We start from the raw sequence: 17,839 nt of genomic DNA on the forward strand, positions 1-17,839 counted from the left end.
CCTTGCTGGAACAAAGGTTTGGACCCTTACCCAACTTAAGGCTCGGTCCGCTGGTGTCTTGCACGCTTGAAGGTATAGCCAGTCTCCACTGCCTGCCGCCCGAATTTCTCCCGCAGAGTGTCGATCGCGCCTTCGGCCAGCGCCCGCTTATGGGAAAGAGTATCGACAAGGTCGGGCGGGTCGGCTTTTGCCGCGTCGGTAAGATCGCTTACCCCGATGCCGATGAGGCGGAAGAAGGTGCCATCTGCTTCGCGCTTGAGCATGTCGAGGCCGGTAGCGAAGATCCGGTCTGCAAGCCGCGTTGGGTCGCTGAGCTGGCGGTTGCGGGTGCGGATGCGAAAGTCGCGGGTCTTCAGCTTCAGCACCACGGTCCGTCCCGCGATCCCCGCCTTCTTGAGCCGTTCGGAAACGCGCTCTGAAAGCGCCCGAAGGACTGGTAGCAGGTCGTCCAACTGTGAAAGATCGCGGTCGAAGGTCGTCTCGGAGGAAACGCTCTTGGCCGCTTCACGGGGCTTCACCTTCCGCTCGTCCTGCCCGCGCGCGAGCCGGTAGAGCCGGTCGCCCATGGTGCCGTAGCGGCGCATGAGATCGGCGCGTTCTATGCGCTGCAACTGACCGATGGTGCGGATGCCGTCATTCGCGAGCGTGGCAGCGAAAGCCTCGCCTACACCCCAGATTATGGAGACTGGCCGCTCTGCCAGGAAGGCGAGCGCTTCCTTCCGGCCGATGACCGAGAAGCCTCGCGGCTTGTTGAGGTCCGAGGCGACCTTTGCAAGAAATTTGCAATAGGAAAGGCCGATAGAAGCGGTGATGCCGATTTCCTCTTCGAGCTGCGCCGCGAATCGGGCCAGCACCATGGCGGGTGGGGCTCCGTGCAGTCGCTCCGTCCCGGAAAGGTCGAGAAACGCCTCATCGATGGAAAGCGGCTCCACCATCGGCGTGAGAGCCAGCATCATCTCCCGTACATGCCGTCCGACGCGCGCGTATTTTTCCATGTCTGGCTTGATGACCACGGCTTCGGGGCAAGCCTCCAATGCCTTGAACATGGGCATTGCCGAGCGCACGCCCCTGATGCGGGCGATGTAACAGGCGGTAGAGACCACGCCGCGTTTCCCCCCTCCCACGATCACCGGCTTGTCCCGCAGGGCAGGATTGTCGCGCTTCTCGATGGCTGCATAGAAGGCGTCGCAGTCGATATGGGCGATCGCCAGCCGCTCCAGTTCCCCGTGCTGGATGATGCGCGGACTACCGCAATGGCGGCAACGCCGCTCTCCCGCCGCCGGCCGGGAGCGGCAGTCGCGGCATATGCCGGGCGGCAAGGTGCTAGCCATGACGGAGCTGCCGGAACATGAGACCTGCTATGGCTGAATATCCCAGCCGTCATCGCCAAAAGGCAGTTGTCTGTGGGCGGCGGCGACATCCGGGGGCTCGACGCCAGCCGCCTCGCTGAAGGCCAGCAGCGTTGGCTCGTGCGCGAGCACGAATTGCAAGACACCGGCAAGAAAGCCCGGCTCATTGGCCGCCCTGCGGATTTCGCCCGCTTCAATGCCGGTGATTGCAAGAAACCGTGGCAGAAGCTGCGGGTCGGATGCGATGAAACCAAGCGCCCTCACGCCGATGGCTTCGGCCTCTTCCGGTGACATGGAGCCGGCTCCTCATATTTCGCTTTTCGCATGTGATGCTGTAATATGGCATAGGAGCAAGCGCCCGAAGGCGCAATAGCGCAAAGGATACCTGCAAATTCGACCGCTACAATTTCCCTTTCGTAAAAGAATTCATGCAACAAGCGGGTAGGGCGCACCACGAGAGCGCGCGTCTTCGGGGCGCTTTAGTCGGTACGGGGTATCTATGCCGAAAAAGGTGATGATCGTCGAGGATAACGAGCTGAACATGAAGCTCTTCCGCGACCTTATTGAGGCCAGCGGCTACGAAACGGTACGCACGCGCAATGGCCTACAGGCTCTGGATCTTGCGCGCGATCATCGTCCGGACCTGATCCTGATGGATATCCAGCTGCCGGAAGTCTCCGGCCTGGAAGTCACCAAGTGGCTCAAGGAGGACGAGGAACTGCACACCATTCCCGTGATTGCCGTCACTGCCTTTGCCATGAAGGGCGACGAGGAACGTATCCGCCAGGGGGGGTGCGAGGCCTATATCTCGAAACCTATTTCGGTCCCCAGCTTTCTGGAAACGATCAAGTCCTATCTCGGAGAAGCGTAATGAGCCGGGGGGCGGCGTGTCATGGACGGGGCGGCGGGCCATGACTGCGCGCATCCTCGTCGTCGATGACGTTTCGGCGAATCTGAAGTTGTTGGAAGCACGGCTTCTGGCCGAGTATTACGATGTGGTAACCGCATCAAATGGTCCCGATGCAATCGAGATCTGCGAACTGAGCAAGGTCGATGTCGTTCTCCTCGATGTGATGATGCCAGGCATGGACGGCTTCCAGGTCTGCCGCATGCTGAAGGCGAGTCCTGCTACAACGCACATTCCGATAATTATGATCACGGCGCTCAGTCGGCCCGCTGACCGGGTAAGGGGGTTAGAGGCGGGTGCCGACGATTTTCTCACCAAGCCCGTGAATGACCTGCAGCTCCTTACCCGGGTGAAGAGCCTGGCGCGGCTGAAAGCACTGACGGACGAGTTGCGCCTGAGAGCCGCAACGACGCGCAATATCGGCGTAGAGCAACTCCTTGAAAAGAGGGCAGGGGAGGACGACATCCCAACCGTGCTTCTCGTGGAGGAGGACCCGGTTCATGCCCGGCAGATCCGACACATCCTGCGCGATCATTTCGATCTCGATGTCACGCATGATGCAGCGAGCACGCTGGTCCGCGCTTCTAGCCACAGTTATGATACCATCATCGTTTCAATGGCGCTCGGGCAGGACCCACTTAGATTATGTTCCCGCCTGCGGGCGATGGAAAGCACGCATCTCGTGCCGATTATCCTACTTGCCGGCGATAAAGATGAGGAACGGATCATCCGAGGGCTGGAACTGGCGGTCAACGACTACGTCCTAAAGCCAGTCGAGCGTCAGGAACTTATCGCACGCTTGCGAACGCAGATCCGCCGCAAGCGCTATAATGACGGCCTGCGTTCGAGTGTTGCCAGGACCGTTGAAATGGCGGTCACCGACCCGTTGACGGGCCTTCATAACCGCCGATATCTCGACAGCCATCTTGAAAGCCTCTTCGACCGGGCAGATGCCCGCAAACGACCATTGTCCGTTATGATCGCGGATATAGATCGCTTTAAGGCTATCAATGATACCTGGGGGCATGATGTGGGGGACTCCGTGTTGCGGGAGTTTGCCTCACGCCTGCGCCGCAATCTGCGTGGTATCGATCTCGTCTGCCGGTACGGCGGCGAGGAGTTCGTCATCGTGATGCCCGAAACCGATTTGGCAGTTGCCAAAAAGGTAGCCGAACGTATTCGCACGGAAATTGCTGGGGCACCGTTTCCGATCGGGGACGGCCGGCGTTCCGTCACGGTGACTGCCAGCCTTGGAGTGTCCTCCAAATGGGAGGCCGATTCAGTCGAAGCGCTGATGAAACGAGCCGATTTCGCCGTCTATCAGGCAAAATTGTGCGGCCGGAACCGGGTCGCCGCGTCGGCTGCCTGACATTTCAGAAAGTTTTCGTAAAGTCATTTACCTTAAGGCACACTTTTGACAGTGATGGTTAAGTAAGTGTTGATTTTCGTTGTGAGTTGCGCAACTGTCGCAACCAAAGGTGGACGGGGAACACACGAGGCAGGTGAAACCCCGTAACAGAAACCCCATGATGCTCAGGTCCGCCGCATCTCCTGGGTCCGTGGGGTCGGCCGGTTGGCGCTGGCGAAGTGGCCTCCTCGTACCGCTGCCAGAATAGCCGACCGGCCCCATTTATCAGGGCTGTGCTGAAATCATTGGAGCTATTGGCTGATGAAATCGTCAGGGGCCCGGCGCAGGATGCTCGGTTAAAGCGCAGGATGCTCGGGTAAAGGCGCGCGCATTCCAGGAAAAGCAGATGTCGGCTTTCCATAAAGATAGCTAAGACAAATACTTAGATCGCCCTCAGCGTTTTGTGAAATGCTGAAATGATGCTATTGCATCCTACTGCTGAGCTTTTCAAAGCGGGTCTCAGCGTTGCAAATGAAAACGGCGCCTCGGCGCCGTCACGTCAAACCCGCGTAACAGGCTTACTTGATCTTGGCTTCTTTGAACTCGACGTGCTTGCGCGCAATTGGATCGTATTTGCGCTGCGTCATCTTCTCGGTCATCGTGCGGCTGTTCTTCTTGGTAACATAGAAGTAGCCGGTATCGGCCGTCGACTGGAGCTTGATCTTGATGGTCGTTGCCTTAGCCATGATACTCGTCCGTTGTTCTGGTGGCTGAAAGCGGCCCGTCCTAGCTGAAACGGGTGCGCGGAAACTTGCGGCAGACATAAAGACAAAGCGCGGAAAGTCAAGTCCGCAGGGCCTTTACTGCCTATAGGACAGCTCTTTGGAAACGGCCTTGCCGCATCGAATAGAACGGCACGGGATGCCCCGGGCTGAGGGCACCATCCGCGGAAAGCCGCTCTTCCAGTTCACCGAGCACCGTCCGGGTGATCGCCGGAATCTCGAACTCCATCGCCTCGCGTATGGGAATCCAGGAAATCTCTTCCAGTTCGTCTGTCGGCCCGCCCTGATCCAGTTCAACGGCCACCTCGCTGCGCCAGGCCGCAAAAAAGCGGGTATCGAAACGGCGTACCCGTCCAGGGGGCGTGATGGCTCTTGCCACGAAGCGCAAACCGTCAAGCGCTGGGCCTATGCGATGCTCGACAAACCCTTGCCAATGCGGGCTTCGGCTGGCAAACGGCATCCTTCGGCCCAGCAGCAGCCCTGCCTCTTCATAGGTTTCCCGAATCGCAGAAAGGGCGATTGCCCTTGCACGGGTAGCAGTCACGCATGCTCCGTGGCCTACCAGTTTTGCTTCCTCGGCGGGATGCAGGTTGGTTGCAACGGCAACCCGGCTGTCCGAAGGGTCCGTCCGCCCGCCCGGAAAAACAAAGCGTCCCGGCATGAAGGCGTGCCGTCGGTGCCGCCGGCCCATCAGCACGAAATGCTCGCCTTTCCTCTTATCAATCAGGATCAGAGTAGCAGCATCGCGTGGACGAAGCGGGCCGGGACCAAGGGCAAAATCACGGGATTCGGCTGCGTCTACCTCGGCCCGTGTAAGGCCATCCTTGATTCTTCCGGGCATCTTCACAGCTCGGGATGCGTTTCAAGAATGTCCCTTTCACCGCCGAATCCGTGCATTCTCAGCGCCCATTGCAGCCCGACGACGGCACCCTTTACCGGACCTATGAGAAGTAGGGAAAACAGGAGCGTCGCTGGTGCCCATATCGCAAGATGGAACCAGTACGACCAGTTCGTCGCCGCGTCGACGCCAAGGAAGGCGCCCACAACGATATGGCCAACGATGACGATGACAAGATAGGCCGGAAGATCGTCCGCACGATGGTGATGCAACTCTTCGCCGCAGTCAGGGCAGCGGTCGCTGATCTTGAGAAAGGCGCGGAACAGACGTCCCCTGCCGCATTGGGGGCAACGGCTGAGAAAGCCGCGCCTCATCGCTTCCAAAACATGCCGCTGACCCGGCTTGCTTGCCCCACCGCCGAAAACCTGTTCTTCCATCGTTATCTCCTGCGCCGGCTTGCGCCTTTTTCCTTCCCGCCCCTGGCCCGGGTCCTTTTCGCCTTATGTAGCGATTTCATTGATCCGGGTAGTCGGACAGGTTCGCTTACCATCTCGAAACGCATGGCGCCTGCAAGCGGCGCCACTTCGACGAGACGCACCTCTACCGTATCGCCAAGCTGGTATCCTCGGCCGCTTTTCTGGCCGATCACCGCATGCCGTGCTTCGTCATAGACGTAATAGTCATCGCCCAGCGAAGAAATGGGCACAAAACCGTCTGCGCCATATTCGGGAAGAAGGACGAAGAGACCCGCTGAGGTGACACCGGAAAGCCGGGCGGAAAACACCTCTCCCTTGCGGCCGGATAGATGCTCCGCCACGAGCCGATCCACCGTATCGCGTTCGGCTGCCATCGCACGCCGCTCCGTTGCGGAGATGAGCGCGGAAATCTCTTCCAGCCTTTCCACATCCTCTTCGCGCAATCCGTCATCGCCGAAATCATGTGCGGTGATCAAAGCACGATGCACGATTAGATCCGCGTAGCGGCGGATGGGCGACGTAAAATGCGCATAGCGGCGGAGATTGAGACCGAAATGGCCGATATTCTCGGTAGTGTAAACAGCCTGGCTTTGAGTGCGCAAAACCACTTCGCTGACGAGTTGCTCGTGATCCGATCCGACGACTTTCGCCAAGATTGCGTTGAACTGTGAAGGCTTCAGGGCAGCGCCACGTGCAAGCGGTATATCAAGCGAGGCCAGGAACTCCCTCAGCGATTCCTGCTTGGCCAGCGAGGGTGTGTCATGAACCCGATAAACAAAGGGCTGGCTCGCAGCCTCAAGGGTTTCTGCCGCAGCGACGTTGGCCTGAATCATGAATTCTTCTATCAATTTGTGCGCATCAAGCCGTGGTGGCACAATGACGCGGTCAACGGTGCCGTCTGGCTTCAGCAGAATTTTACGTTCAGGTAGTTCGAGCTCAAGAGGCTCGCGCGCGCTGCGGCCATTTTTCAGCACACCGTAAGCATCCCACAACGGACGAAGGATCGTCTCCAGCAATGGTGCGGTCGTCTCGTCCGGCCTGCCGTCGATTGCCGCTTGCGCATGCTCATAGGAAAGCCGTGCCGCCGACCGCATCATCACGCGGTGGAAGGAGTGCCCGAGCTTCCGGCCCGCAGCCGAAAAGCGCATGCGCACGGCCAATGCGGGGCGATCTTCCCCCTCGCGCAAAGAGCACAGGTCGTTGGAGATGCGTTCTGGCAACATCGGTACGACGCGATCAGGGAAATAGACCGAGTTGCCGCGCTTCAATGCTTCGCGATCAAGCGCTGAGCCTGGCCGTACGTAACAGCTAACATCGGCAATGGCGACGGTGACGATCACCCCGCCGCGATTCTTCTCGTCCTTGTCAGCTTCGGCATAGACGGCGTCATCGAAATCCTTTGCATCAGCAGGATCGATGGTTATGAGCGGCAGCTTGCGCCAGTCTTCGCGCCCCTTCATCGTTGCGGGCCTGGCCGCTTCTGCTTCCTTGATCACGCTTCCAGGGAAGATATGCGGGATTTCGTGTGTATGAATGGCGATCAGCGAAACCGCTTTTTCGCTGTCGATTGATCCAACCACCTCCAGGACTTTCGCACGTGGCAGGCCATAGCGGCCTTGCGAAACCACCTCGACTTCCACAAGGTCGCCGTGGCGTGCCTCATTGCGAAGAGCCTCTTCCACCATGAGTTCCGGCTGGCGCCGCTCCACCGGTTCGATCCGGAAGGTTCCATCAGGCATCTCGCGGAAGACGCCGAGCACCGCACGGCGGCGCTTCTCGAAAACCTTCATGACCCGAGCGGAATAGGACGGGCCGGTTTCCTCTTCGCTCGGGAAGACGCGAGCAAGCACCCTGTCACCTATGCCGGCGGCGGGCGAACGTCCCGCCCTTTGCGGGCGGATGGAGACCAAGGGTACAGGACCTTCCGCCTCGTCCACATCGGTCGGCCGCGCCAACAGCCCGCCTCCGGCATCGCGCGAGAAGATTTCAAGCACCACCACGTGCGGCAGCTTGCCTGGTGGCATGAGGCGCCGCCGCTTCTTCGTCAGGAGACCTTCCTCCTGCATCGCGCGAAGCATGTCCTTTAGCCAGATGCGGTCGCCGCCCTTCAGCCCAAATGCTTTGGCGATCTCGCGTTTGCCCGAGCGGTCCGGATTGTCCGAGATGAAGCGCAGCACATCTTCACGGGAAGGCAGTTCAGCGGCCTTGCTCCGGCTCGCCGGATCAGGGATTGCCTTGCCCCGCGCCAAGTCGTCAGCTCCCCGTCTTGGCACGGCGCGCTGGCTTCTTCCCTGTCTTGCCTGCCTTCGCCGCAATCAGTTCAAGTGCTTCCTCGCGCGTCAGAGACATTGGGTCCTTTTCCTTGGGGATGGTGGCGTTCACCTTCCCGACATTCACATAAGGGCCATAGCGGCCGTCACGCACGGTAATGACACCGCCGTCGGGATGTTCCCCCAACTCCTTCAGCGCGGCGGGCTTGGCGCGGCCCCGGGGTCCTTTTGCCTGCTTCTCCGCGATGATCGTGACCGCACGATTGAGACCTATAGAGAACACATCTTCGACTGATTCAATATTTGCGTAAGCACCATCGTGCAGTAGGAAGGGACCATAGCGGCCGATCCCGGCGGAGATCATTTTGCCGGTTTCGGGATGTTTTCCCACGTCGCGAGGCAGGGACAAAAGCGCCAGAGCACGTTCAAGGTCGATACTTTCTGGTGTCCAGCCCTTAGGAAGGCCGGCACGCTTTGCCTCCTTCCCCTCGCCGCGTTGGACATAGGGGCCAAATCGGCCGGAACGAAGCGTGATCTCGTCACCGCTTAAAGGATCGTTGCCCAGCACTTTCGTACCATCGACGGCGTAAGCTTCGCCGGTTTCGCCATTCTCGCCGAGTTGCCGCGTATAGCCACATTCGGGATAGTTGGAGCATCCAACAAAGGCGCCGTAACGCCCCATCTTGAGCGACAGCCGGCCGGAGCCGCATTTGGGACAGATGCGCGGGTCCGTGCCGTCCTCGCGCGGCGGGAAGAGCAGGGGAGCAAGCTCCTCGTTCAACGCCTCCAGAACATCCGTGACCCGGAGCTCCTTGATGTCTTCCACGGCGCGTGAGAAATCCGACCAGAAATCCCGCAGTACCTGTTTCCAGGCGAGCTTGCCGTCGGAAATCTCGTCCAGCTTCTCTTCCAGATCGGCAGTAAAATCGTACTCTACGTAACGTTGGAAGAAGTTTTCCAAAAATGCGGTAACCACCCGGCCCTTAGGCTGTGGCACCAGCCGGCGCTTGTCGATCGTCACGTAATCGCGGTCGACCAGCGTTTTCAGGATTGCCGTGTAGGTCGAAGGACGGCCGATTCCCAGTTCCTCAAGCTTCTTGATCAGCGTCGCTTCCGAATAACGGGGAGGCGGCTCGGTGGTGTGCTGGGTGGCATTGATGCTCTTGCGGGTAAGCGTTTCGCTAGGACTCATTACAGGCAGGCTTCGATCTTCCTCGTCCTGGCTGTCTTCGTCCTTCACTTCCGCATAGGCGGCAAGGAAGCCATCGAAGCGAACAACGGAACCGACTGCCCTGAGACGCGCTTTCCCGTCCGCCGCGTCGATCTCGACCGTCGTGCGCTCGATCTGCGCCGCCTCCATCTGGCTGGCGATGCTGCGCTTCCAGATCATCTCGTAAAGGCGCGCCTGGTCCGCATCCAGATATTTGCGCATCTGATCGGGCGTGCGGGTAAAGTCTGTCGGTCGGATAGCTTCGTGCGCTTCCTGTGCGTTTCGCGCCTTGGTCGAATAATGCCGCGGCTTTGCGGGCAGGTAGCGCTCACCAAAGGTATGGACGACCGCCGAGCGCGCCTGCTCCACCGCCTCTGGTGCCATCTGGACGCCGTCCGTACGCATATAGGTAATGAGACCCGCAGTCTCCCCGCCGATGTCTACCCCTTCATACAGACGTTGAGAGATCTGCATCGTGCGTGCGGCAGAAAAGCCAAGCCGGGAGGAAGCAGCTTGCTGGAGCGTGGAGGTGGTGAAGGGCGGCGCCGGATTGCGCCGCGTTGGTTTAGCCTCCACTGAAAGGACGCGATACGACGCGCCCTCCAGCAGCGTCTTGATGCGGCTGGCCTCTTCCTGGTTCTTGATATCAAGCTTCTGGAGCTTTCTGCCTTCCAGCTCAGTCAGCCGCGCTTCGAAGGTATCACCGCGAGGTGTGTCCAGGAGGGCTACGATCTGCCAGTACTCCTCACGGATGAAGCGCTCGATCTCCCCCTCGCGGTCGCATACCAGACGAAGCGCTACAGACTGCACACGACCTGCCGATCTCGCACCTGGCAGCTTGCGCCAAAGCACGGGCGAGAGCGTAAAGCCAACGAGATAGTCGAGCGCGCGCCGCGCCAGATAGGCATCGACCAGCGACGCATCAATCTCCCGGGGAGCCTTCATGGCTTCCAGGACAGCATTCCTGGTGATGGCATTGAAGGCAACACGGCTTACCTTCTTGTCTTTCAGTGCGCGCTTCTGACGCAACACCTCCAGAACATGCCAGGAGATTGCCTCACCTTCGCGGTCCGGGTCGGTGGCAAGAATAACACCATCCGCATCCTTCACCGCCTTTACAATGTCGTTGAGCCGCTTTGCGGACGGGCTGTCGACGCTCCAGGACATCGCAAAGTCCTCGTCCGGGCGCACGGAACCATCCTTGGCCGGCAGGTCACGCACATGGCCGAAGGAGGCAAGAACCTTATAATCCTTACCCAGATACTTGTTGATTGTTTTCGCCTTGGCTGGCGATTCGACGATGACGACATCCATATGCTGGCAATACCTTATTTGAGGCCGCGATCTTTTCGCCGCGGTGAGATGCCCGGAAGCGGGTCCGGCAGCCAGTCACATGGCTGTGCTTTTCCCTGCGGTCAAGGGTAAACGCGTCTGAAGCAAAAGGAAAATACAACCGCAAGCTGAGAGGGGCTGCGGCACTGACCTGCCCGAGTATTTATTTGAATATTATATTCAATTATGTTGCCGTCCGCTATAGGCAGTAGGGGCATATCACTACAGTAAGGGCAGGGGTGTGATCATACGGATGCAGAAAGATTGCGCTAGAGTCTTTCATGTTTTGACGGAAGCGTATCCGGCGTTTGCGAGGTAGTTTGCGCATTCGCCGGGTTCGATGGTTGAGACGAGGTGCCCGATGTGACGCCATGTGTCCTCGACGGTTCGTTTCTGGGCATGGCGCATCCAGTGCTTGATCTTGGCAAAGGCCTGTTCGATCGGGTTGAGGTCTGGTGAATAGGGCGGCAGGAACCAGAGCCTGGCGCCGGCCGCCCGGATTGAAGCTCGGACGGTGGCCGACTTGTGGGAACCCAAATTGTCCATAACGACGATGTCGCCGGGTTTGAGGACCGGCACGAGCTGCTGCTCAACATAGGCCCGGAAGCACTGTCCGTTGATTGGTCCGTCAAAGACGCAAGGTGCTGTCAGCCCATCGCAGCGCAGCGCGCCCACGAAGGTCAGCGTGCGCCAGTGACCGTGCGGGGCAAAGCCGCGCAGGCGCTTGCCGCGTGGTCCCCAGCCGCGCAGGGGCGCCATGTTGGTCTTGATCCAGGTTTCGTCGATAAAAACCAGCCGGTGCGGGTCAAGGCTCGCCTGAAAGGAACGCCAGCGCTGACGCCTGCGCGCTATGTCGGCCCGCGCCTGCTCAAGGGCGAACAGTGTTTTTTTTGAACCGAAGCCCCTCGCGCTGCAGAAACTGCCACACGGCATTGTGCGACACCTTCACCCCGCGCGCAGCCAGTTCATCCTTGAGCCGGTGCAGCGACAAATGCGGCACCTGATTGATGCGCTCGACGATGAACGCCCGGTGCGGCTCGAGCACCCGCTTTCGGTGGCCGCCCATCTTGCCCGGCGCGACCGAGCCCGTCGCACGATAACGTTGATGCCACTTCACCACCGAAGAAACCGAGACACCGAACCGGGCGGCCGTCGACCGGCAACTCTCCCCGGCCTCGATCGCTCCAATCACGCGCTTGCGAAGATCATTGGAAAGAGGTGCTGTCATAAGATGCTGGCCTCCTCTCCAGCCAACATCTTGAATCACAAAAAGGACCCGATGGGAACCCCAACCGATTCAGACAAAGAATGAACCGCTCTAACTCCGTGGATCACGGGAATGGGGAGAATGCGGCGGTATGGGTCAGAGGCAACGGAACAAACACGAAGAAGCCATCGACTATATCCTTGCCATGCTTGGTCAACTTCGTGCGATGGCCAAAGCTGAACAATGCGACATGCTCGCATATTTCATCGAGTTGGCTTGCGTGGAGGCGAGCGATATCCTCAACCCCGATCATCGGGCTGATCTGATAGAACTAGCTTGTCAAAAGAGAAACCGCGCCACCTGAATGGCGCTCGATACGGCCTGCCAGGTCGAGTTCGAGCACGATGAGATGAGCCCGGGCGGGATGCATCCCTGTATGCCGGATGATCTCGTCGACAAGTACTGGCGTGGGACCGAGTGCCTCCAAAACACGGGCGCGCTCATCGTCATCCGGCGCTGGCGCGTCTGAAAGCTCCGCGGTGTCTTCCTCGATTCCATCGGTGGTGAATGGCTTGCCGACGATGGGCGACAATGCTTCAAGCACATCATCGGCATTCGTGACGAGAATGGCGCCCTGCTTGAGAAGCTTGTTCGTTCCGGCCGCGCGGGGATCGAGTGGCGAGCCGGGTATGGCAAAGACCAGCCTTCCCATCTCATTGGCAAGCCTGGCGCTTATCAGGGAGCCGGACCGGTCGGCTGCCTCCACTACGAGAAGCCCGTAGGAAAGGCCCGCGACAATGCGGTTGCGCCGCGGAAAATCCCGGGCGCGCGGGGCCCAGCCGAAGGGCATTTCTGAAAGCACCACACCAGTGTCGGAAATCTGCTGGAAAAGAGGTCTATTTTCGGGCGGATAGGGCTTGCCCAGGCCGCCCGCAAGAACGCCGACGGTTCCCGTTTCGAGGCTGCCATGATGCGCCGCCGCATCAATCCCGCGAGCAAGACCGGAAGCAATCACATAGTTCTGGCCGCCGATTTCCCGTGCCAGCCGCTCCGCCATCTTGATACCTGCCAACGAAGCGTTGCGAGCGCCGACCATCGCCACCATCGGCTGGCGCAGCAACTCCAGATTGCCCTTGGCAGCGATCAGCGGCGGAGGATAGTTGGCCGCGGCCAGAAGCGGGGGATATTCGCGTTCGCCTAATGCAATGAAGCAGGCGCCCATCCGGGAAACCGCTTCCATTTCCATCTCGGCGTCCTCTTGTGAGGAGATCTTGATGTAGCGTGCACCGCCCTTGCGGGCAAGTTCGGGCAGTTCCGCAAGCGCGGCTTCGGCCGAGCCAAACCGGTTGATGAGGGCGCGAAAACTGCTCGGCCCGACATTTTCGGTGCGGATGAGGCGCAACCAGGCGAGCCGCTGGCGGTCATCGAGGTGCCGCCCCACCCCGGCTTCCGGCTCCATGCTCAACCCTTGGCCCCAATACGCGCTTCGCTGCCCTCCAGAAGCCGGGCGATATTTGCCCTGTGCTTGATGAAGACAAGCAGGCTGAGAAAGCTGAAGAGCACGGCGACGCGGATATCCGCGAAGAGGAAGAGCGCGACGGGCGCAATAATTGTAGCCACCAGCGCCGATAATGAAGAATAGCGGGTGGCCAAGGCCGTCGCCAGCCAGGTAACAGCGAAGACAAGTGCGCCGGGAAGGGAAAGGCCAAGGAGCACCCCGAGATAAGTCGCTACTCCTTTGCCGCCCCTGAAGCCAAGCCAGATCGGAAAGAGATGGCCGAGAAAGGCACCCAGCCCCGCGGCCAGGGCAAATTCGCTTCCCCAGGCACCCGCGACCACCACCACCGCAGTGCCTTTCAACGCATCGAGCAGAAGGGTCAAGGCAGCAAGGCCCTTACGGCCCGTACGCAGAACATTTGTTGCGCCAATATTGCCTGAGCCGATCTGCCGGACGTCGCCAGCCCCTGCAAGCCGTGTAACAAGCAGGCCGAAGGGGATCGAGCCGAGAAGATAGCCCATAAGGAGGGCAGCGGCGGCATAGGGTAGGGCCGTCATGTTCTGTCTCGGCGCTCCTCGACTGGTTCAGGCAGAAAATACTGTGCGGCCTGCAACCATGGTTTGCAATACCCTACCCTGCATTCGCGCACCTTCAAAGGACGTGTTCTTGGAGAGTGACTGTATGTCGGCCTCCCGCACGATCCAGGGTGCGTCAAGATCGACGAGGATGAGGTCTGCAGGAGCTCCGGTTCTTAGCGTTCCCCCAGGAAGCCCGAAAAGCTGTGCCGGGGCAGTGGACAGCGCATCTACCAGGCGCAGCAGCGGAACGTCGCCTGAGTGATGCAGCCGCAGTGCTGCGGCAAGCAGCGTCTCCAGCCCGATAGCGCCCGCCGCCGCTTCGGCAAAGGGCAGTCGTTTCGTATCGACGTCCTGCGGATCGTGTGAGGAGACGATGATGTCGACAGTGCCATCCTTCAGGGCCTCGACCATCGCCAGCCGGTCCTCCTCGGCCCTCAGCGGCGGCAGAAGGCGGAAGAACGTACGATATTCGCCAACATCGTTCTCGTTCAGGCAGAGATTGTTGATACTTACGCCAGCGGTGACCGCGGCGCCCTCATCCTTAGAGCGCCGCACGGCGGCGGCTGACATAGAGGTCGAGATCTCGGCCGCGTGGTAACGGCCCTTGGTGAGCGCCGCCAGCATCAGGTCGCGCGAAAGTGGGATTGCCTCGGCCTCGCGCGGAAGGCCAGGCAGGCCAAGCCAGCTTGCAAGAAGGCCCTCATTCATGACGCCAGTTGCGGTGAATTCGGGTTCCTGCGTCGCGTGGGCGACCACCAGTCCCATATCGCGCGCATAGGTCAGGGCCCGGCGCATGATCACCGGGCTGGCGATGGTCTTGCGGCCTTCCGTAAGCCCGACGGCACCGGCGTCCCGCAACAGGCCGAACTCGCTAAGTTCGCGGCCGGCAAGCCCCTTCGTCAGGGCAGCAGCAGGAAAAACGTTGACGAGAGCCGTCTCGCGGGCCGTCCGCAGAACGAATTCTACCAGCGCGACATCATCGATCACCGGTATCGTGTCAGGCATCATGATAATCGAGGTGACGCCGCCGGCGGCGGCCGCGCAGCTTGCGGAGGCGATGGTCTCACGATGCTCCGCGCCCGGCTCGCCTATAAAGACACGGGCATCGACAAGGCCGGGGAGAACAGCCTTACCTGCGCAGTCGACCACCTTTGCCCCTTCGGGGAAGCCCTGGTTGCGCACAGCCGGTCCGGAGGCTCGGATCGTTGCGCCCTCGACAATCAGGGCGCCCAGTGTGTCCAGACCCTGAGAAGGATCGACGATGCGGGCATTGTCAAAGACGGTGATGCTCATGCTGGGCTCCCGTCTCGTCGCGGATCGAGCAGCGCCTCCATCACGGCCATACGCACTGCCACCCCCATTTCGACCTGTTCCTGAATGACGCTGCGCGGGCCATCAGCTACTTCCGACGCAATTTCGACACCCCGATTCATAGGCCCCGGATGCATGACGAGAACGTCATCCTTCGCGACTTTCAGCTTTTCCGCGTCGAGACCGTAGAAGCGGAAATATTCGCGAACCGATGGAACAAAGCTGCCGGACATGCGCTCGCGCTGAAGCCTGAGCATCATCACAACGTCAGCGCCCGCCAGACCCTCGCTCATCCGTGTGAACGGCTCTACTCCCATCTGGCCTATACCGGCCGGAAGCAGTGTAGAGGGGGCCACAGCCCGAACTCGGGCGCCCATGGCGTTGAGCAGGTAGATATTGGACCGTGCCACGCGTGAATGCAGAACGTCGCCGCAGATCGCCACCACAAGGCCTTCAAGCCGTGACTTCGCCCGGCGGATGGTCAGCGCGTCGAGCAGTGCTTGCGTCGGATGCTCGTGCGCGCCGTCGCCTGCGTTGATCACAGAGCAGGCGACTTTCTGCGCCAGAAGCGCCGCAGCGCCTGCTGCCCAATGGCGTATGACGAGAATGTCCGGCCGCATGGCGTTAAGCGTCATGGCGGTGTCGAGCAGCGTCTCCCCCTTCTTCGTGGAGGAGCTTGCCACGGACATGTTCATGACGTCTGCTCCAAGCCGCTTGCCGGCAAGCTCGAAGGAAGACTGGGTGCGCGTGGAAGCCTCGTAGAAGAGATTGATCTGCGTCCGCCCGCGCAGCGTCGAAAGCTTCTTCTGCGGTCGCCTGGAAATGGCCACTGCTGTATCCGCGCGGTCGAGGAGCAGATTGATATCGGCGGGTGAAAGATTCTTGATGCCAAGCAGGTGGCGGTGCTGGAAAAGGGGAAAGCTGGAAGTGTCGCTCATATCAGGTAGTTGCTATAAGCGCCCTGTTCGCCGGCCGCAAGCGCAGGAGTCTGTGTACCCCCTTCTTCCAGCCATTTTCATCATGGGCAAAAAAAGTCTACCTTGAACTATCGCAGTTCATGCGAGAAACCGGCTCAAAGCTCTCAGCGTTTAGGGGACTGTTGCATGAATCACGAGGTGTTGAATCAGCCGCCCCCGATCAGCGGGACAAACGCTTGGCGTTCCGACCCGCTGCTTTTACAGTTGGGTGCGCAGTTCGCCGATCCAGTGCGCGGGGAACTGGAGGTGCTTGGCCGTTTCGTCCGCGCACAGGAAGCGCTCGATCTGGCGCGGCTTGCCAATTCGCATCTGCCGGTCTTGAAAACCCACGACCGCTACGGTCACCGTCTTGGTATTGTGGAATACCATCCCGCCTACCACGCGCTGATGCGCAGGTCAGTAAGCACTGGGCTGCACTCCTCGATATGGGAGGACGGGAGCGAGGAAAAGGGCCAGCGGCACCAAGTGCGGGCAGCGCGTTTCTATCTCACCGCACAATTGGAATGCGGCCATCTGTGCCCGCTCACCATGACCAATGCCGCTCTTGCAGCATTGATGGCGAGCCCGGAGCTTTTTCGGGCCTGGATGCCGAAGGTAACGGAACGGAAATACGACCATACCAATCGCGCCATCGGCTGGAAGGCAGGCATCACGCTCGGGATGGGCATGACGGAGAAGCAGGGCGGCACGGATGTGCGAGCCAATACCACAATGTCGGAACCGGCCGGCGACGGGCTTTTCCGCGTCACGGGGCACAAATGGTTCATGTCTGCGCCAATGAGCGATGCGTTTCTCGTGCTGGCGCAGGCAAAGGAAGGACTTTCCTGCTTCCTCCTGCCCAGGCTTCGCGATGATGGCAGCAGCAACGGTTTCCATTTCCAGCGCCTGAAGGACAAGCTCGGCAACCGCTCCAACGCCTCGGCCGAAGTGGAGTTCGAAGGTGCGCTGGGCTATCTCGTTGGAGAAGCTGGCGCAGGCATACGCACCATCATGGACATGGTGACGCTTACGCGCCTCGATTGCGCCATCGCCTCTGCGGGGTTGATGCGCGCATCGCTTGCCGAAGCCGTGCACCATGCGCGTCATCGGATGATCTTCGGCAAGTCTCTTGTCCACCAGCCGCTGATGACCCGCGTTCTGGCCGATCTGGCACTCGATGTGGCGGCGGCGACGGTGCTCGCGTTCCGACTTGCCCGAGCCTTCGATGAATCGGCGGGTGACCGTGCGGCGGCGGCCTATGCTCGCGTCATGACGCCGGTTACCAAATATTGGGTTTGCAAGATAGCGCCGGCGGTCACCTATGAAGCGATGGAGTGTTTGGGCGGCAACGGCTATGTGGAGGAGGCGCCGCTCGCCCGCTTCTACAGGGAGGCACCCGTCAATGCCATCTGGGAAGGCTCCGGAAACGTGATGGCGCTCGACGTATTGCGCGTGCTGTCGCGAAATCGCGGCCTCTTCGATGAAGTGCTCGCTGGTGTTGGCGAGGATCTGGGAGAGGCAGGCCCGGGTACGGTTGCCGTGCTACAGGCGGCGATGCGGGTGTGCGAAAGCGACGAGGGCTCGGCGCGTATTCTGGTGGAGCAGATGGCGCTCGCAGCCGCGGCAGCGGAATTGCGCCGCTTGGGGGTAGGGCAGGTTGCGGACGCTTTCATCGAGACACGGCTTGCGGGTCAATGGCGCGGCACTTACGGGATGCTCGACGCCCGACACGATGCTTCCGCAATCGTCGACATGCTTTACCCCGACGCAATGTAAG

16 protein-coding genes are annotated in these 17,839 nt (G+C 60.2%); 4 read left to right on the top strand and 12 right to left on the bottom strand.

Annotation, left to right across the window (positions count from 1 at the left end; genetic code table 11):
- Positions 1-35: 35 nt before the first annotated feature.
- Positions 36-1,331 (bottom strand): DNA polymerase IV, encoded by a 1,296-nt coding sequence (locus HUS57_RS03830; RefSeq protein WP_173931591.1) that lies wholly within the window; start codon positions 1,329-1,331, stop codon positions 36-38.
- A 27-nt stretch (positions 1,332-1,358) separates the two neighbouring features.
- Positions 1,359-1,643, bottom strand: coding sequence for a DUF3572 domain-containing protein (locus HUS57_RS03835; protein ID WP_173931592.1), 285 nt, complete (start codon positions 1,641-1,643; stop codon positions 1,359-1,361).
- A 205-nt stretch (positions 1,644-1,848) separates the two neighbouring features.
- On the opposite strand from HUS57_RS03835, the gene HUS57_RS03840 reads away from it, so the two are divergent.
- A complete protein-coding gene (locus HUS57_RS03840) occupies positions 1,849-2,220 on the top strand; it encodes a response regulator (RefSeq protein WP_173931593.1) in 372 nt (123 codons plus the stop codon).
- A 40-nt stretch (positions 2,221-2,260) separates the two neighbouring features.
- Positions 2,261-3,625 (top strand): PleD family two-component system response regulator, encoded by a 1,365-nt coding sequence (locus tag HUS57_RS03845; protein WP_173931594.1) that lies wholly within the window; start codon positions 2,261-2,263, stop codon positions 3,623-3,625.
- 557 nt (positions 3,626-4,182) lie between these two features.
- Here HUS57_RS03845 and rpmG read toward each other — a convergent pair.
- The 6 genes from rpmG to HUS57_RS03875 form a co-directional block, all read right to left on the bottom strand.
- Positions 4,183-4,350, bottom strand: a complete 168-nt coding sequence (rpmG, locus tag HUS57_RS03850; protein WP_173931595.1) for a 50S ribosomal protein L33 — start codon at positions 4,348-4,350, stop codon at positions 4,183-4,185.
- A gap of 121 nt (positions 4,351-4,471) precedes the next feature.
- Positions 4,472-5,227, bottom strand: a complete 756-nt coding sequence (locus tag HUS57_RS03855) for an NUDIX hydrolase (RefSeq protein WP_173931596.1) — start codon at positions 5,225-5,227, stop codon at positions 4,472-4,474.
- A gap of 2 nt (positions 5,228-5,229) precedes the next feature.
- Entirely contained in the window at positions 5,230-5,661 is a 432-nt protein-coding gene (locus HUS57_RS03860) for a DUF983 domain-containing protein (protein ID WP_173931597.1), read from the bottom strand.
- 2 nt (positions 5,662-5,663) lie between these two features.
- Positions 5,664-8,015, bottom strand: coding sequence for a ribonuclease R (gene rnr / locus HUS57_RS03865; protein ID WP_173931598.1), 2,352 nt, complete (start codon positions 8,013-8,015; stop codon positions 5,664-5,666).
- Positions 7,954-10,494, bottom strand: coding sequence for a type I DNA topoisomerase (gene topA, locus HUS57_RS03870; protein WP_173931599.1), 2,541 nt, complete (start codon positions 10,492-10,494; stop codon positions 7,954-7,956). The genes rnr and topA overlap by 62 nt, the downstream gene beginning before the upstream one ends.
- Positions 10,495-10,791: 297 nt before the next feature.
- Positions 10,792-11,740 (bottom strand): IS630 family transposase gene (locus HUS57_RS03875; protein ID WP_173931600.1). Its coding sequence is split into 2 segments (ribosomal slippage): positions 10,792-11,403 and positions 11,405-11,740, totalling 948 coding nucleotides; the frame shifts between segments, so codons are not numbered across the junction.
- A gap of 130 nt (positions 11,741-11,870) precedes the next feature.
- On the opposite strand from HUS57_RS03875, the gene HUS57_RS03880 reads away from it, so the two are divergent.
- Positions 11,871-12,083: a hypothetical protein gene (locus tag HUS57_RS03880; RefSeq protein ID WP_173931601.1), complete on the top strand. Its 213-nt coding sequence runs from the start codon at positions 11,871-11,873 to the stop codon at positions 12,081-12,083.
- On the opposite strand, the gene dprA is transcribed toward HUS57_RS03880, so the two are convergent.
- Genes dprA through HUS57_RS03900 form a run of 4 tightly spaced genes read right to left on the bottom strand, consistent with a single transcriptional unit; the run spans position 12,051 to position 16,044 of the window.
- Positions 12,051-13,178, bottom strand: a complete 1,128-nt coding sequence (gene dprA / locus HUS57_RS03885; protein WP_173931602.1) for a DNA-processing protein DprA — start codon at positions 13,176-13,178, stop codon at positions 12,051-12,053. The genes HUS57_RS03880 and dprA overlap by 33 nt on opposite strands.
- 2 nt (positions 13,179-13,180) lie before the next feature.
- Positions 13,181-13,774 (bottom strand): glycerol-3-phosphate 1-O-acyltransferase PlsY, encoded by a 594-nt coding sequence (gene plsY / locus HUS57_RS03890; RefSeq protein WP_173931603.1) that lies wholly within the window; start codon positions 13,772-13,774, stop codon positions 13,181-13,183.
- 27 nt (positions 13,775-13,801) lie between these two features.
- Positions 13,802-15,088 carry a dihydroorotase gene (locus tag HUS57_RS03895; protein WP_173931604.1) on the bottom strand — a complete coding sequence of 429 codons (1,287 nt, stop codon included), beginning with the start codon at positions 15,086-15,088 and terminating at the stop codon, positions 13,802-13,804.
- Positions 15,085-16,044 carry an aspartate carbamoyltransferase catalytic subunit gene (locus tag HUS57_RS03900; RefSeq protein WP_173931605.1) on the bottom strand — a complete coding sequence of 320 codons (960 nt, stop codon included), beginning with the start codon at positions 16,042-16,044 and terminating at the stop codon, positions 15,085-15,087. Before HUS57_RS03900 ends, HUS57_RS03895 begins: the two co-directional genes overlap by 4 nt.
- 165 nt (positions 16,045-16,209) lie before the next feature.
- Here HUS57_RS03900 and HUS57_RS03905 point away from each other — a divergent pair, with 165 nt between their 5' ends.
- Positions 16,210-17,838, top strand: a complete 1,629-nt coding sequence (locus tag HUS57_RS03905) for an acyl-CoA dehydrogenase family protein (protein ID WP_173931606.1) — start codon at positions 16,210-16,212, stop codon at positions 17,836-17,838.
- Position 17,839 lies beyond the last annotated feature (1 nt).

The organism is Chelativorans sp. Marseille-P2723 (assembly GCF_902809845.1).
Taxonomy (GTDB): domain Bacteria; phylum Pseudomonadota; class Alphaproteobacteria; order Rhizobiales; family Rhizobiaceae; genus Chelativorans.